The sequence below is a fragment of the Peribacillus psychrosaccharolyticus ATCC 23296 genome, from assembly GCF_000305495.1.
Taxonomy (GTDB): Bacteria; Bacillota; Bacilli; order Bacillales; family DSM-1321; genus Peribacillus; species Peribacillus psychrosaccharolyticus.
Window position 1 is genome coordinate 1 of the sequence record NZ_AJTN02000213.1, and the last position, 17,310, is coordinate 17,310.

Here is a 17,310-nt window from a genome sequence, read left to right on the forward strand (position 1 = left end):
ATCCTGCTCTATTTCATCTGATTTTCAAAGCCTTTTCACATTTATAGACTCTTTTTGGACAAAGCATGTTGAAATAGGTTGGTTGCTTGGCAGGCAGCTGACTATAACTAATGGAAGCTGCTCAATATGATCCCAGATTCTTCCCGAACTCGGGTACATTCTTCCCTAACTGCCAATCATTCTGCCTTAACTCTGAAACATTCTTCCCTACACTTAAAAATGGACAATCGCCGAAGTGATGGTTTTGTGAAAATGTGTATCCTGCTCTATTTCGTTTGAATTTCTAAGCCTTTTATATTGGGTGCTACCCGCACCTGATGGTTTTATTAAGAAGTGTAATCTTCTCTAGATATATACAAAACTAACTATCTATCTATTTATATGGTAAAAACTATCATATTCAATTACAATGAAAGTTAGGTAATAGTTATTTTATACCATTTAATAGGTTGGGTTGTGAATCTGTGATACGGAAGAAATTGATGTTATTTATTTGTATATTTTTTGGGGTTGGGTTGTTTGTTTTCAGCTTGCCATCTTCTTCGACAGCTGCTTCGGACCCTTTATATACATTGCTTTATAATGGTTTAAAAGAGTATCAAACAAAGATATCACTTGGAAAGTATGGGGCCGATACGGTAAAGGTGGCGGATACATACGAACGTGTACTAAATGATCATCCAGAAATTTTTTATACGAAACACCAATTTATCTACAACGCGCAAGCCTTTTATCCGCAATACATAGGTTCGAAGAAGCAAATTGAAAAAATGAAAATTGCGCTTAATAAAAAGGCAGATGCTGTCGTTAAAATTGCCAAGACCAAAAAAACACAAGCCGAGCGCGTCATTTATCTTCACGATTATCTCGTCAATTCAACCGAATATGACACCGAAAACTACCTAAAGGACTCAGTGCCAGAGTCTTCTTTTACTGCGTATGGAGCGTTAATCAAAGGAACTGCAGTCTGTGATGGCTATGCAAAAGCCTTAAAGATCCTGCTTAATAAAGCTGGAATTTGGGCAGTAAGGGTCACAGGCGAAGGCAAAGGTGTTCCTCATGCTTGGAATCTTGTAAAAGTCGACGGAAAATACTTTTATGTGGATGCTACATGGAATGACCCTGTTGCAGAGGACCAATCGCCGATTCTTGCTTATAATTACCTGCTCGTTCCTGAATCGTTGCTTGCAAAAGATCACACTTGGAATAAAAAGGGACTGCCTAAAGCCAGCAGCACGAAATATAAATACCTGTACACCCTAGAGGACTTTGCTCGTTATCAATCATACGTCTATTATGTAAACGATAAGGATGCAAAGTTATTCCGGATGAATCTTAATGGCAGTGGAAAAAAACAAGTTTCCAGAACAAGTTCATCTGCTATCTATTCACTAAAGGCGGCTGGGGATACGTTATATTTCATTAATCTAACAGATAACCAACATCTTTATAAAATGAAACTGACAGGAAATAACGAATGGAGAGTAATCAAAAAATCAGTCTCACGACTATCGATTAAAGGCAAGTATCTCTATTTTTATAATAATAAAACCAAAAAAACAGAAAAAACCAAAATCTAGTCAAAAGGCTGCTGAGATACCCCTCAACAGCCTTTTAACCTCTCACTCTATTCTTCATTTTTTTCGCTAAATTCATTGTAAACAATTGGGGTATCAAATTTAATACCGAAACAAATACTAGTAATTCGTTTGGACTAAATGGTACAAAGTAGCTGCCCCATTGAGACATTTCTTCATATTGTGCGTTATTTTCCCATTCAAGGATAAAGTAAAATGAAATAATTGCAGAGACTATGTTACCAAGAATAATAGGAATATAGTTACTATATAATTTTCCGATGAAAGCAAAAGTCGAAGTAGCTGCAATCATTATTAAGTAGTTGAACAATAATCGATCCGTAAAATCTTGGTACATCGAATAATAGACATAGGGATAGCCATATAAACAAAATACGATGAAACCAACCACTACTTTCCTCAAAATTCCCACCTCTTTTTTTGATAAAAACCACAAATACTATTATATCCAATAATGCCTTTATTTTCAAAATTAATTCATGAAGAAGACTGCCAATAATGAGTGATTGGCAGTCTTTTTGAAATGATTTAGTTCCCTGCAAGTTTTACTTTAACTGTATTTCCTGCATTGAAGAGTTTATAGACGCTGTTAATTCGAATGAAGTCTTCTGTTGTATTAATAGCTTGGTTTTCAGCCAATTCGTGTAGATTTTGTTCTGTGAGTTTGTTGTAGGTTGCTTTGTATTGTGAACCTGGCCCTTCATTTTTCCAGACCAAGAATTGCATTGGACGTCCTACCTTATTAAACGTATTATCTTTAAAGGTTGGATTGATCGCACCACTTACTAAAATTCCGCGCAAGCCCGGTTTCCCGCCATCTACATCTTTAATTGTATTTTGTGTAATAACTGGGTTGGACCAGTTCATCACACGGATGGCGTCAAGCCGAGTTTTTTCAATGACATTATTCTTAATAACCACGTTTTCATGGTACTTTCCTTCTGAATACTTGTGTGTTCCGATTGCCCGGTCCAGGTTCCGGAATTCATTTTTTTCAATCGTCACATTACGATTAGGAGTTCGATCAAATTTACTCCAAATTTGGCTCCAGCCTTTCGTTGCTCGATCGGGTGTATCGATGTTAATCGCTTCTTTATTTTTCTTCACAGAAGGCTTAGAGTCAATGAATTTATTATTCGTAATCTTCACCTTATCTGATGCATCCAATTCAATGAAATGGCCAGATTTCATATGGATAAACGTGATATTCTTCACACTGACATTTTTGTTATGTCCCATGATAATGGCAATGGAATCTGGATAATATTTCAAATCAATACTAACGTTCCCCTCACCGATAAAGGCAATATTCTTTTCACCATTGTATCCACCATATGCCCCTTTTTTTGCCGCCTTACTTGGACTGACTAATTGGAATATCGAGTGGGAGGCGACGATCTCTTTTGTGCCAGTAGATGTTCCTTTTTCGAGCTTCACACCATTTCTCATCTTAATGGTGACGTTAGAAGGTACATATAAAACATTGCTGATTGAATACGTCCCTTTTTTCAAAACCAACGTTCCGCCGCCCTTTTTCTCTAACTGCTCCAAATACGAACGGAGCAGATAATAGTGCTTCGTTTGCTGGGTATACGTTGAAAAATTCATCATATTCCCCTTATACGTTTTGCTGTCAGGTCCCACTGTATATACCGGACTCGCTGCACTTGCTTGATTTGGCATGAAAATAGTTAAAACTAATATCAACGCTGCCACTAACACCCCATACTTTCTCATGATTGCAAAACCCCTTTTATTATGATCTCTATAGTAGTATCGGCAAAGATTTTAAAATAATGATAAAGACATAAAAAAAGACAGGAGCCTTTACACTCACTGTCTTTTTTAAAGAAATTTCTTTTTAAATTATTTAAATACGATATTGTATTCTTCAAATTTCAGCTTAGATATTATAGTCTTTAAATCACCAAGAGTCGTTTTAGGATCAAGAGAGATACCGGTGTATGATTTTAAAAGTGTGCTTAAACTAATCGCTCCACTTGTTTTAGAATCAACGTCACTAAGAGTAACCGTCTCATCTTTTATCGTAACACTTACTGTATGTTTTCCACCTTGAATACCTTCTTTAACGATTGTTACATATTCATTATCATATGTTGTTGGAAGATTAGATCCGACACCTAATTTAATCGAAACCTTGGTTTCTGCAGATGCCTTCTCGTTACTTAAAGTCCCTGTCAGAGTAACCGGTTGATCTAGAACGAGTGCTCTCAAATTAGCGATTGAAATTCCATCTTTACCAACATCCAAATTTCCAAGTAATTTGCTTACAGGTACTTTAGTTACACCATCTGCTTTAATATCATAGTGTAACCCTTTATCTTCTAATTTAACGTTATTTCCTCTAACTTCTACACTTTCAAGTACGAACTTAGTAGCATTTTCTGAAGTTATCTGCACTTCAGTAAACTTACTTTCATTCGCTACTCCTGATAAATCAATTAACCCACTCACCATAGGATAAGACTTGCCACCAACAGTCGCTGTAACATCCTTCAACTTAGGTGTAGTAATCGGCACCCCAGGATTTGTTGGATCTGTTACTGGTGGTGGAGTAACTCCTCCACCGCCGCCGTCACCAGGTGGTGTTACTGGCGGTTTTACTGGATTTCCAGTAAACACGATGCTGTCGTCCGCTTTGTTGACGGTTCCTTGGTTGTCGATTTGCACTTCGCCTTTCACGGATGGGTCAACTTTGATTTCGCCGACTACTGTGTTTTCTGCGACTTTGATGATGGCATTTGCATCTTTGATGACAATTACCGTGTCTTTTAAGTCACCAGATAGGGTAATGATTTCGCCTTTTTTAGCTGGGTCGATGTTGATTTTTGCAATTTCCACGCCTTCAGCAGCTGTGAGGTTAGCTCCTGCTTTTAGTGTTAATTCATTAATGACTGTTCCTGCTGCAAAATTAAGTTTCTGTTCGTTACCCTCAACAACAACGTTCGATTTATCGAATTTTCCGGCAAAGTTAATTGCTTTCGAATTTTTAGATTTTAAATTGATTGTGCTGAACGCATTACCATTTGAAGATTGCAGATTTACGTTTCCGCCAGCTTTATCACTAACTAAAAGGTTAGCTATTTTTGCGCCCGCTCCAGCTACAATGTTAGATCCATTTGCATCGTTCACAATTAAATCATTAGCCGTAATATTAGTAAGATGCAAGCTCTTCTCAGCGACATCCTTAACGATGATTTGTCCGCCTTTATTTTTTAATGAACTAACTTTTACATTTTCAAGCGTTACCGTTCCCGCACCTTTATTAATCCCCATGATGTTTAGGTTGCCTTTAATATTGGCATTACGCAGTTTGATGTAACGATTTTCTCCAGCAATAACTGTAACATCTTTTGTGTAAGTCAAAGCTTGTGCTGGTGTTTCACCACCGCTTATAGTCGGGTTAGCAGCTGATTTAGATGTCGCGATATATATTTTACCCAAGGCATTCAGCTTATCTAGCGAAGGGCTGTATGCAGCATAAAGCTTTTTGTAAAGTTTGCTTGATGTGCTGACATAGTTATACTTTTTGTTATCTGATATTAATTTTTTTAGACTCGTGATATATGTAACCGCTTTTGCATAATCTTCATTTTTGACGGATTTTACAAGATTGTCTGTGTCACTCTTAAAGTTTAATGCGAATTTTGCAGTAGAAACGATGGTAGATGCCTTATCGGAGTATGCTTTAGTTAAAGCTGGACGAGTTGTTTTACCATAAACACTTTTGATTTGTTTATCTAGCTTTTTCAGATCTGAGCTTACAAGATCATATTGTTTTTTAGTCGTTTCATTTAGGTTATTAGCTTGTACTCTTTCATTAAGCACTTTGCTTGCTGTATTAAGTTTGATACCCATTTGGACAGCTGCTCTATATTTATCCGTACGGTCGATAAAAGGTTTCACCTTTTGAGCAAGACGTGTTTCCAAAACTTTACGCTCTTTGGAATTCTTTACTTTCTTTGCTTCAGCTAAAGCTTTGTTATACGCCGTTTTCGTTTGTTTGTATAATTTTTCATTTGGCAAACCTACAGCTGTTTTTGGATTGGCTTTCTTTCTTGCGTCATAATTAATATCTTTTTTTAGTTGAGCGGCCAATTTTTCGGCCTTAGTAACAGAGTTTTTTGCACTTGATGCAGCATCTACATTAATTGGTTGCGCTACAGCGGCGACTCCAGTGACGGCAGCAGTAACAGTTAAAACTTGAATAGCTTTTTTCTTGTTTAACATTCCTCAGCCTCCATTTTATAGAATAGTATTTAAGTAAATTTTATCATTCAAGGAATATTTATACAACCTTTTGCAAACGTTTTTATTCTTCTGTTAAAATACGACAAATTACTAATCCATGTTTACTATTCTTCTTTATTCACCTTCTATTATCATAAAATTATGCTAATATTAACAAAATTATATTTTTAAGGAAGGATTGAGCATGAATCGTATTATACTAGTTACTGTTTTTTTATTAGCCATTGCGTCAATAACCTCAGGAAGCCTTTATTGGAATAAACAGCAAGAGGAGATAATTAACAAAGCAAAACTGACGCTTAACAATGTAGAAGCTTCCGAAAAGACGAAGGAAAATGGAGCTGTAGAATCCAAAAAAACAGAGTCTACAAATTCAAACATTCCTGACAAAAAACCTTTGAATGAAATTAAAGACCATTATGTATCCCTTTTTAATGAACTCGAAGTACAGGAAACAAGCAAAGCCGATCAGCTTTTAGTACAAGCTAAAGCCGATCAGGTAAGCGGAAAATTCACCAAAGCTGAACTAACAACGAAGTACAAAGATTTATCTCAAAAGTTGGAACAAAATGCTGATCAAACATTTAATGTTTTGTACGAAGCCCTGCATTCAGATTTAACAAAGAATGGACATAGTACAAGTGAGGCAAAAGAATTCAAGACTATCTATAATACTAAAAAGCAAGAACGTATTGAACGCATTATTGAGAAATTAAATCAAATGTAAGCTGTATCAAAAAAAGTTTCCTTAATTAGGAAGCTTTTTTTGATGTGTTAAAAGATACCTAAGACTTTTTTACGTTTAACAGGCTGTGGTTCCTCTTTGTATACATTTTTTCCTGAAACTAAAAGTTGAGCGTTTTCTTGAAATAAATAAACATGGTCTATCCCATATTTCTTTTCAATTACCCCATAGGCTTGCGCCAACTGAAAAGGTCTATTGGTTGTATTATGAGCATCAGATGCTATAAAGTGGGTCAACTCTGCCTCTATCAGCTGCATGCTGAACTTTTGAATGGTCTTACCGAAAAAGCCAGTTATGCTTGAAGCCGTTACCTGTGTAAGGGCCCCATCTTTTACAAGCTGAAATAATAGTTCTGGCTCTGCGATAATTTCTCGATTTCGTTCAGGATGGACAATAATCGGAATCAGCCCATTCAATTGGATATCATAAAGCATTTTTTTTGTGTATCTTGGAACATGGTTAGAAGGTAATTCAATAAAGAGATATTGTCCGCCATTATTGAGCGTCAATATCTCTTCCATTCTATATTCTTCAAGTAATTCTCCAAAAATACGTACTTCCTGCCCAGGCATTACTGTGAGGTTAATATTCTCCTCGACTAATCGTTGATTCATTTCTCGAACTTTATCTATAATCAACGACTTTGAATTATTGTATTGACCATTTTTATGATGGGGAGTAGCAATGATGGTATCAATTCCGTCAAGAACTGCTTGCTGAGCCATTCGTAAACTTTCAGATACATCCTTTGGCCCATCATCCAACCCTGGTAATAGATGACAATGAATATCTATCATTATTTTCTCCCCTTCTACTCTCTATTACTCTCCGTAATAATAATAGTAATTGCTATCGCTTGTTTTCTTCTGATTCAACACTACACCAAGAAGCTTGGCATTTACCGTTTCTAATAAATCCTTTGCTTTAACAGCTGCATCCACTTGCGTTCTTCCACTGTTAACAACCAAAATGGTTCCATCACATTTATTAGCAAGAATTTGTGCATCTGTGACAGCAAGTACTGGCGGTGTATCAAGTAGAATAACATCATAAACGTTATATAACTCTTCCATCAGGCTATCCATTGCCTGCGAACCAAGCAATTCAGCCGGATTTGGTGGAATAGGGCCTGTAACAAGGACTGATAAGTTTTCGACATCCGTTTTCTTAACGGCATTTGTAAACTCAGTCTGTTTACTAAGAACATTCGTCAGTCCAATTAAATTGGTTAGCTGAAAAGTATAGTGAACAGTTGGTTTTCTCATATCTCCATCAATCAACAGGACTTTTTTTCCCTGCTGGGCAAAAACTACAGCGAGGTTGGCAACCGTGGTGGACTTGCCCTCTGCTGGACCTGACGAAGTGACGACGATAGACCGAATTTGATGATCGAGTGAAGAGAATTGTATATTAGTCCGAATGGTTTTATATTGCTCAGAGACTGGTGAACGAGAACTAGTATGCGTAATTAATGTCCGGCTGTGCGCCATTAATCCCTGCTTTTTTGAATTCATTTTATTTTGCTTCAAGAGATTCACCTCGACTACTTTTTTTCCTGCCGTTTTGCCCACTGTATTTTAGTTTTTCTTCTTCTGCAGAAATGACTGTTACAGCCCCAAGAACAGGAAGACCAAGAAGTTTTTCTATATCTTGTTCAGACTTCACGGTATTATCGAGATATTCAAGTAAGAATGCGAGTCCAATTGATGCCATTAATCCAACCACAAATGCAATTGCCATATTGAGTACAGGCTGTGGTTTGATTGGCACTGGATTATCACTTAATTCAGCAGGAGAAAGGATATGGATATTGTCAATTTGCATAAGCTTAGCAATTTCTCGTTGAAACACCTTCGCGATTTCATTCGTAATCAAGACCGCCTCGGCTGGGTCATTATTCTGAACACTTAACGTGACAACCTGTGATTGTCCTTCTTGACTGACACTCAAACTGCCATTCAAACCTGCAGGTGTCGTATCAAGTTTTAATTCTTCTATTACTTGATCCAATATGTACGGACTTTTCATAATGACATTATAGGTTTCTATATATTTCGCATCTGCATCAAAGGACATCCCCGCAATTGATGCCAAAGCCCCAGCAGCTGCTTGACTGACCAAGATTTGTGTTGACGATTTATAAACAGGCTTTATTAAAAAATAACTCAGTGCCCCGCTTATCGCTGTTGCTAATAACGTAATACTAATTATTAATACAATCCTCTTTTTCAAGGTTTCGACTAACTCACGTAAACTAATTGTTTCTTCCATAATTCCCTCCAACACTACCTTTTATTTAATAAAAAAATGCCCGCTTATTTCATGTTATAAACGAGAGTAAACGGCTGTTTAACTCCTGCAGAATTCGTCAATACTCCTGCAAAAGTATAATCACCAGTAAGACGAATGAGACCAATAGTTATATGATTTTCTTTCATTTTTTCAGTGCCGTGTAAGTTATTATGTCCTTTCTTTAATGACTGAGAATAATCATCAGAGATAAACACACTTGCTGCGGCAGGAATCTTTGTAAAAGTTAATCTATAATCCTCTTTGACTGACAAAGAAGTTTGAAGAATGATATCACTATCACGGGAATCACCTAAATTATAGGTTACAGTTAATCTATTTTTCTTTTCAGAGATATCTGCTTTAAATATTTGATGTGTTGTCTTTACTACTGATTCTGAAATAGCCGGAGTGATTACTTCAGGTTCTGGCTTCTTAACAATAGGCGCTTTTGCTATGGGTTTTAATGTGGTAAAAACCTTTTTAGCGGGATTCGCTATTGATTTATTCTTTGTTGTTTTAATATTTTTTATAATGAGTACATACTTTCTTCCAGCCTTTAATGCCTTTTTCGGTTTTACCTTAATGGTTTTCTTATTTTTAGATAACGATAGTGTTAAGGGAATTTTTGTTTTCTTATTATATTCCGTCATATAAATCGTCTTGGACGTAACTGTCTTTTTGGAAATCGTTTTTTTATAGACTAGTTTCCAAGAATGAGTGACAGCTACTGCTTTTTTATAGGTTACCGTTTTATACCCCTTCGCATAGTTACGATCTGCAGGATAAAAGGTGACAAGCAAGAAACAGGAGACCAATAAGAAAACCTTTTTCACTTAGAACCTCCTTTAATGAAAATATGAAATTCTCTCACTTCATTTTTTCCATTTTAACCTATAAATCGGTTAAATTGGACATTTTTATAGAATATCCTCTTAAAAACTAACTATTTTCCTATTTTTCAAATATTTTATTAAAATAAAAAAGACTCCTGATTTTTAAATCAGAAATCTCTTTATCCACCCGTATTTTTTCAGTCAAATACGTTCTGAATTGATGTGCCCAATTGTATGTTTATGCACGCTTATAAGTTTATGTAAGGTAGAAAAGTGCTATCTACCAACGTTCTTTGAAATTTAATCAATCGATTGATTAACTAATTTTTCTTAATTAATCGATTGATTAAGAACTTTTGTTATTGAGCAACTTTGAATGTGTAAGATCCACCGCCATATTGGATCAGTACATAATACGTTCCTTTAGGTAAGGTAACCGTATAGGTACTTTTAGTTGGTTTTTTCACATAATAGTCGGTGCGGATTTTAGCATATTCCTTTCCTTTTGCATTTACAATTAAGAGATCACGTTGCTTTTTAGGGGTATTGTTATACGTAAGACTTACTTTTCTTTTTTTAGTGACGGTAAATTTGAAATAATCCTGATCGGTGAACCCTTCTAGAGAACCCGAATAGTTTTTGCCAAATTTAATCCCATTCGCTTTCTTAACGGTATCATTGTCTTCTCTTTCATAGTAATTACTGCTCTTAAAGTTCACTTTCATCTTATACGCCGTATCATAAATTCCCGAAATAGCGACGTAATATGTTCCTTTACTCAAGCCGATTTCCCGGACTTCATTTCCTTTACTCTTTGTCGTCGTATAGAAACTCGTCATTTTTTCACCTTTGCTCGTAAGAACCTCCACATACCAGCTTCGTTTCGTATTGGTCTGAACCGTAATGGACAAATTACCATTTTTCTTTAACTTCGCCTTGTACACATGTTCATAATTTCCATTCGCAGTGGTAAGCTTACCGGTTAAATTTTTGTTGAAACTGATTGTTTTTGCCTTCTTAAAATCTACTGAGGCAGAAGCAGGCTGGAAAACTTGCAGGGATAACACACTCACTAATAAAAAACTTATTAACCCTTTTAACCACTTATTCATGAATCTCACCTTTCAAATTTATTTGTGTAAAATATGAGAGGTCATATGTAGCTACGTCTACTCTTTACATATATTACTAATTATCCAATACCCGAATTATTACCATTTATTCCTATAAATTAATTTCTTTCATAGAACCCCCATCCAAATTGGACGGGGGTGATTCGTTATTTCTTTACTGATACCGTTTTAGCTTTCCCAATATTTCCTGCTTGATCTTTCGCATAAACAGCTAATTTTGTGCCAGCTTTTTGTTTTTTAATTTTAACGGAGTAAGCACCTTTTTTACTAACGGTTGCTGAACCGATTACTTTCTTGCCTGCCTTGACATACACCTTCGCTCCAGCTTCTGCTGTTCCTGTCACTTTCGTTGCTGTCTTTTTAACAGCATTTACGGAAGGAGCTTTTGGTGCCGTTTTATCGAGCACTTTAACAGTTTTACTCTTACTGACATTCCCAGCTTGATCTGCAGCTGTTACAGCAAGAACAGTTCCTGCTTTTTGAAGCTTAATTTTAATCGAGAACTTACCTTTTTTATCAGCTGTACCACTTCCAAGAAGCTTCTTGCCTGATTTTATGGTCATTTTTGCTCCGGCTTCAGAGGTTCCTGTCACACTTGTCACCTTATCCGTTACCTTGCTGATTGAAAGAACTTTCGGAGCCGTTTTATCAAGTACAATTATCTTTTTTGGAGAACTGATATTGCCAAACGCATCTTTTACTGTAATAGATAGGATTGTACCAGCTTTTTGAGATGTAATCTTGATACTGAATAAGCCATTAGCAGCCGTTCCAGTGGCTAACGTCTTATTTCCCGCTTTAATCGTAATGGTTGAACCCACTTTGGCTGATCCCATTACTTTTGTATCTTTATCACTAACCATATTGACGGAAGGAGCTGCGGGTGGTGTTGCATCTAGGACAACAAGTTCTGTTGAATCGCTCTCAATCTCTCCCGCTTTGGCAGTAGCATAGAGTTTTGTTCCCGCCTTAAGCTTCTCAGATAATTCAATGGAAAAGACGCCAGAGGAATTCGCATCGGCCCATACTCTAAAGTTTTTTCTATCCGAAATAATTACCGTAGTGCCCGCATCAGCTGTTCCAGTAATAACTGTACTAACGGTTGTCACCGTATTAACTTTAGGTGCATACGGCTTGACGGTTGGATTAGGTACAGGTGAAGGTTCCACTGGAGGTGTTGGATTCACTGGCGGTTTCGGTATGATGTCACCTGGCTTTGGTGTTGGTGTCGGTTCTGGCTTTGTGGTCCCTGGATCCGGGGTTGTAGTCCCTGGGTCTGGTGTTGTTGTTCCTGGATCTGGAGTTGGTGTCGGGTCTGGTTTAGGTGTAGTTGGTATTTCTTCTCCACTGATTACGATTGTCTTGGATACTGCAGTTGCACCTGTAGCTGACAATCGCACTGTATATGTATCATCAACATAATTCTTTGGCTTAATCGTTGTTGATATACTTCCATTTACACCAATAGAATCATCTTTCCATTGATACGTTTCAACTGTTTTTCCAGATGAGTTTTTCACCTGAAGGGTTGGGTTCGTTCCTTTACCAGCCTTTGTTCCTTTTAAAACAGTACCTGTAATTGATATCGTGTCAATTTGCTTATAGTTTTCAGCATCTGTACTAAGAGATACCGTTACGCTATCCTCTGCATGGACGGGTAAAACAAAGCCTAACAATAAGAAAGCTGCCGTAAGAATGGATAGAAAACTTTTCTTCAAAACATTCACTCCCGTTTTGTAGAAGGAAGGGAGACGAAGCTCGTCTCCCTTTTTCTACTTTGAATTTCAAAACACTTAGTTTACGGTAAACGTTGCAATCGTACTTGAATCAGCAAGTGGAATCAGATTATCTTGGTTATCCCAGATAAATACTTCGACCGTGTACTTACCATTATCGAAATCTGCAAGCGGGATATTAACACCAAAGCGATTATTTGAACCACTTGTAATGGCTTTTGCACTCACTTCTTCGAAATAAACAACTGCGCCATCTGTATCCTTCACTTGGAAGATCACAGTAGGATTGATGACCTTACTGCCTAAATTCTTTACAACTGTTTTGACATTGGCAATGCTATCAGCTTTAAAAGCAGTTGCTACATTTCCTGCCTTATCAAGCGTCGTCACTTTTTCAACAGTTACAGGGTAATTTGAAACGTTAAATGCAACCTCATATTTAACGGCACTTACTGGAGATACTGTTTCTTCAACTGCTTCCTCAGTATTTCCAGGTGCTTCTGTGCCTTCCTCTGTGTTTACATCAGTTTCCACCGTTTTTTCTTGATCTTCCGCTTCAGGTACGGTTACTTCTGCTTCCTTACTTGCAGATGCAATACCAACCACGAATTTATATGCTCCGCTTTCGGCCAAGTTATCTGGTTTAAACGTGCCATTAAACGTTTTTCCTTCTTGCGCTTCAAGAACAGTTTCGTCGCCATTTGGAGCGATTACTTTTGCATCCCAAACTACTGATTGAGAAGCTTCTGCTTTTAGCTTAGCTGGTTGATCTACCGTTACATTTGCATCTCCATTTTCTAATGTCAATGAAGTAACAAATGCCGCTGGAGCGGATGCACCTTTGTAAATGATAAGTGTTTCCTTCGTTACATGACCAACAAGGTCAGTAACCTTAAACTCAACTTTATTTTCACCATCTTCAAGTATTAGATCTACCTTAACTTCCTTAGAAGTAGGTCTCATTTCGTATGGTTCGTCGAATCCATTTTGGTATTCCTCACTGCCGTTAACCTGCAGACGAAGGTCGTCAAAGTTATCAGCAATGTTCACTGTAACGGTTGGATCTTCGGTTACCACATGGTCAGCTGGTAAACCAGTAATTTCAAGCGTAGGAGCTGTTGTATCAATAATTACCTGACGTCTGAATTCAATTTTATTGCCTACTTTGTCGGCACCTTCAAAATAAATGTCATGGACACCGTCTTCTTTAAAAGTAATTTGTGAAGAGAAGTCGTAATTTTTCGTTAATTTGTTATACGTTAGTGGCAAGTCTTGTGGTGTTTTAGTTAATTTATCACCTTTAACTCTTAGGTATTCCAATCCTGAGCTATCGGCTACGTACCCAGAAACTGGAACTTGGCGTGTGTCATAAGCGCCCAAGGCTTCAGGTGTATCTGAAACGATATATGGAATTGTGTTGTCTCCAGGACCAGACACTGTTTGTCCGCTATGGTTAAAGGCATAGTCATAAGCTGTAACGACGATGTTTTCAGGATTTACTTTTTTATCAACTGCGAATTTAAACGATTTTTTAGTTCCAGGATCAATATAGCCTAGCGATTTTCCATCCCCAATGATTTCAATGTATTGCAAGCCGCTTCCATTTGCGTTATCACTAGCATCGAAAGAAAGGACCCCATTTTTACTGCTGTAAGTCGTGTTTTCCACAACTGGTGCTGTGTTATCAACAATCACAGGAACTCTTTTAATCTGTGGTTCCTTACCTGCATAGTCGACTTGTGTTTTAAATTGGTAGAAATACGTACCGTCTGCTGCTACTTTATTGTTTAGATTGCCATCCCATTCGGTTATACCTTTATATGAATAGGGAGAGCTTGCATAATAATTTTTTCGTTGGTCTTTATCCGTACGAAGCTTACGTAGAACTTTTCCATTTTTATCTGTAATCGCGTATTCTACCGATTTACTATTACGGAGGAAACTGACTACTGGTGTTACACTTTCATTAAACCCATCTTTATTTGGAGAAATAGCAATTTTATTTTCAAGGTAAGCCCCTGTAAATGGATTAAATCCTAGGTATTCACCTTCTTGATCGACCATTCCTGATACTTTGTAATAAGACGAACCAAGATTGTAAATCATTTCATCTACAATCGGTGCCTTATTCCAGTCCCCTTTAAATCCTACATACGGAACCGATAGATCAGGGAAAACGATGTCTTGAGATTCATTAGTAAGTGTGATGAATCCTTCAACAAAGTAGCCATTCTTTTGAGCAGCTTCTAAGGCTTTAGTTGCGCTAGAAAGATCTACTTTAACCGTAATATCCTTCGTTTCTCCTGCAAACAATGTAACCTTCGGCGTATCAATCTTAATTTTCGCACCGTTTATTACTTGCTCTTTTAACGCATTACGTGCCGTTGGTCCTGATCCTGTTATAGCATCCGTTAAAACAGATGCACCCACATTATACGTAGCATCTTCCTTACTGAAGTTCGTTGCGGTAACGGTCATACTGAACACGTCATTCCCAATTTCCTTCAGTTCAATTTTGCCTTCTTTTGTTCCTTTTGCTTCAACATACACAGGCGTTGAAACTGCTGCATTCAGCTGCATTAAGCCCGAACCTTGAAGTCTTGGAGAGTAGGCAATATTGCTATTTGATTTATCCGTAACAATTTTTGCTGTATTCATTAGCATTGTTTTAGCACGTTTAACTTTATCAGCGCCTGTTAGGTTCGGGAATAATTCTTGAACCTTTTGTAAAACTAGAGCTGAACCGCCTGAAGCATGTGGAGCTGCCATGGACGTACCACTCATCACACCATATTTATTATCGTTTAGCGTTGAATAAATTTGTCCGCCTGGAGCTGTGATTTCAGGTTTAATTTCAAGACTAGGTGTAACGCCCCATGAACTGAATGAAGACATTTGACCTGCTGCTCCATTCACAACTGTAGTCATATCCCCAGTAAAGCTCACTTTCCCAACTCCACTAGCTGCTTTAATTTTTGTTTCTAATGTTGTTCCATCTGCAATACTTAATGAAACAAGTGGAATTGTAGGATTATTCAGCGCCATGCTGACATAATCACCATGTGCGGCTGTTCCTCTAACGATGACTCCTGCTGCTCCAGCTTTTTCAGCTTGTGCTTGGATTTCACCATAGTTAGGAGCCGCAGCATTTCTTACCGCAAACACTACTTTTCCTTTTACATCTTTCCCTGTATATTGAGCCGGACTTCCATCCCCTACATAGACAACATCCAGTTCTTTATTTTTTCCAAATATAGTTAGAGGTATTGGAGAAGACTGCGTTTTATAAGCGATTGGAAGTGTTTCATTACCAATTTTGATCATCATCTTATCTAAAGTAACTTTATCATTTTCAATAGAAGCGACTGACATGGAATTGGTAGAAAGACCAGGAGATCCAACTAACCCAATATCAGGATTGGTCGCAAGCGGGTTACTATAGCCATTCCCAATTTGTGCAGAGTTACCTGCTGAAATGGACATCAATACACCATTATCAACCGCACGATCAATGGCCTTTTGCTCTAAGCTCGATGTATCCACAAAGCCGGCTGTTGAGCCTAAGCTCATATTAAGAACATCTGCACCGAGAATGATTCCATCATCAATGGCTTTAATATAAATATCACCAAACGTAGATGGCATCGCTTGGTCATTACCAAACACTTTTAATGCCAGCAATTGCGCCTCTGGTGCGACACCTTTTATTCCATTTCCATTTTCATCACCATTGGCTCCAACTGTACCGGCAACATGCATCCCATGCATCGAGGCATCAGGGCCAAGATCAAGAATTTCGTTGTTTTTATCGGCGTAGTTATAGCCATAAGGAACTTTTGATGTGAAATACTTACCAGGTATTTTTTTTGTGCTCGCAAACTCGGCTATTTTCTCAGCCGATAATTTATATTTTGTATCCTTTGAAAGCACCATGTCTTTATGGTCTGGGTCAATCCCTGTATCAATAATCCCAACAACCATCCCTGCGCCATTATAACCAGCGTTCCAAGTTTGAACGGCCTCAACCATGCTCTTACTTGAAAGCATTTCAGGTTTTTCGGAAGGTCTTTCGTATTCATTTACAATACTTACCCCTTCAACATTCGGCAGCTTTTCAAGTTCTTCGATTTGACTGAACTCAACTTCTCCGCTTACGCCATTAACGACAGTTGTAAAGGTGTTTTCAACTTCAAAGCCAATTTTTTCATCTTTAATTTCTGCTAGTAAATCAGCATGTTCACCTTTTAAATCTGCTTGTAAATTGGTTTTCTCGGATTCTTTTAGATCTTTATATCGTAAACCCTTTTTAGTAGAGTAGTTGATTGCCGGCTCGCCCTCAAGCTCAACAATAACTCTTACTCGATCTCCATCTTTAAAATCCTTCGTGAAATCTGAAACTTTTTTATCTGATTTTTGCAGCTGAACCAGCTTGTCCAAATTATCTGTTTCTGCTTGGACAAAGTTAGCCCCTATACCTAAATTAGAAACCGTTAATAAACCAACTAGTCCGATTGAGGCTCTTTTTCTAAATCTACGAATCTTCTTCACTCAGTTCTCCCCTTTTTTAAAAAAATAGTAAAATAATAAAAATGGACTCCTCTCTCTCTAAATATGTACCTAATCCAAAGTAAAATTGGGTAATTTTTCTTAGGTATTCAAAATGTAACACTGCTGACACAGTGAGTAAAGAGCGAAATATGT

General features: G+C 37.4%; 12 protein-coding genes. 2 read left to right on the top strand and 10 right to left on the bottom strand.

What is annotated here, in order from left to right:
* The first annotated feature begins 464 nt into the window (after nucleotides 1–464).
* A complete protein-coding gene (locus WYK_RS23385; RefSeq protein WP_152526481.1) occupies nucleotides 465–1,580 on the top strand; it encodes a DUF5050 domain-containing protein in 1,116 nt (371 codons plus the stop codon).
* Between the two features lie 34 nt (nucleotides 1,581–1,614).
* On the opposite strand, the gene WYK_RS15580 is transcribed toward WYK_RS23385, so the two are convergent.
* The 3 genes from WYK_RS15580 to WYK_RS15590 all read right to left on the bottom strand — a co-directional run bounded on the left by WYK_RS15580 (nucleotide 1,615) and on the right by WYK_RS15590 (nucleotide 5,849).
* Nucleotides 1,615–2,001 (bottom strand): hypothetical protein, encoded by a 387-nt coding sequence (locus WYK_RS15580; RefSeq protein ID WP_040375399.1) that lies wholly within the window; start codon nucleotides 1,999–2,001, stop codon nucleotides 1,615–1,617.
* A 125-nt stretch (nucleotides 2,002–2,126) separates the two neighbouring features.
* A complete protein-coding gene (locus WYK_RS15585) occupies nucleotides 2,127–3,335 on the bottom strand; it encodes a right-handed parallel beta-helix repeat-containing protein (RefSeq protein ID WP_040375400.1) in 1,209 nt (402 codons plus the stop codon).
* A 129-nt stretch (nucleotides 3,336–3,464) separates the two neighbouring features.
* Nucleotides 3,465–5,849: a hypothetical protein gene (locus WYK_RS15590; protein WP_040375401.1), complete on the bottom strand. Its 2,385-nt coding sequence runs from the start codon at nucleotides 5,847–5,849 to the stop codon at nucleotides 3,465–3,467.
* Nucleotides 5,850–6,054: 205 nt separating this feature from the next.
* Between WYK_RS15590 and WYK_RS15595 the strand changes: the two genes are divergently transcribed.
* Complete coding sequence (locus tag WYK_RS15595; RefSeq protein WP_040375402.1) at nucleotides 6,055–6,597, top strand: hypothetical protein; 543 nt, start codon at nucleotides 6,055–6,057, stop codon at nucleotides 6,595–6,597.
* A gap of 47 nt (nucleotides 6,598–6,644) precedes the next feature.
* On the opposite strand, the gene WYK_RS15600 is transcribed toward WYK_RS15595, so the two are convergent.
* The 7 genes from WYK_RS15600 to WYK_RS15630 form a co-directional block, all read right to left on the bottom strand.
* Nucleotides 6,645–7,412: a tyrosine-protein phosphatase gene (locus WYK_RS15600; protein WP_040375403.1), complete on the bottom strand. Its 768-nt coding sequence runs from the start codon at nucleotides 7,410–7,412 to the stop codon at nucleotides 6,645–6,647.
* Between the two features lie 24 nt (nucleotides 7,413–7,436).
* Nucleotides 7,437–8,129: a CpsD/CapB family tyrosine-protein kinase gene (locus WYK_RS15605; protein ID WP_040375411.1), complete on the bottom strand. Its 693-nt coding sequence runs from the start codon at nucleotides 8,127–8,129 to the stop codon at nucleotides 7,437–7,439.
* Between the two features lies 1 nt (nucleotide 8,130).
* Nucleotides 8,131–8,886 carry a YveK family protein gene (locus WYK_RS15610; protein WP_040375404.1) on the bottom strand — a complete coding sequence of 252 codons (756 nt, stop codon included), beginning with the start codon at nucleotides 8,884–8,886 and terminating at the stop codon, nucleotides 8,131–8,133.
* A 44-nt stretch (nucleotides 8,887–8,930) separates the two neighbouring features.
* On the bottom strand, nucleotides 8,931–9,740 hold the full coding sequence (locus tag WYK_RS15615; RefSeq protein WP_040375405.1) for an Ig-like domain-containing protein: 810 nt from the start codon (nucleotides 9,738–9,740) through the stop codon (nucleotides 8,931–8,933).
* A gap of 359 nt (nucleotides 9,741–10,099) precedes the next feature.
* Entirely contained in the window at nucleotides 10,100–10,852 is a 753-nt protein-coding gene (locus tag WYK_RS15620) for a hypothetical protein (RefSeq protein WP_040375406.1), read from the bottom strand.
* A 167-nt stretch (nucleotides 10,853–11,019) separates the two neighbouring features.
* Entirely contained in the window at nucleotides 11,020–12,591 is a 1,572-nt protein-coding gene (locus WYK_RS23390) for an Ig-like domain-containing protein (RefSeq protein WP_051387569.1), read from the bottom strand.
* 75 nt (nucleotides 12,592–12,666) lie between these two features.
* Nucleotides 12,667–17,157 (bottom strand): S8 family serine peptidase, encoded by a 4,491-nt coding sequence (locus tag WYK_RS15630; RefSeq protein ID WP_051387572.1) that lies wholly within the window; start codon nucleotides 17,155–17,157, stop codon nucleotides 12,667–12,669.
* Nucleotides 17,158–17,310 lie beyond the last annotated feature (153 nt).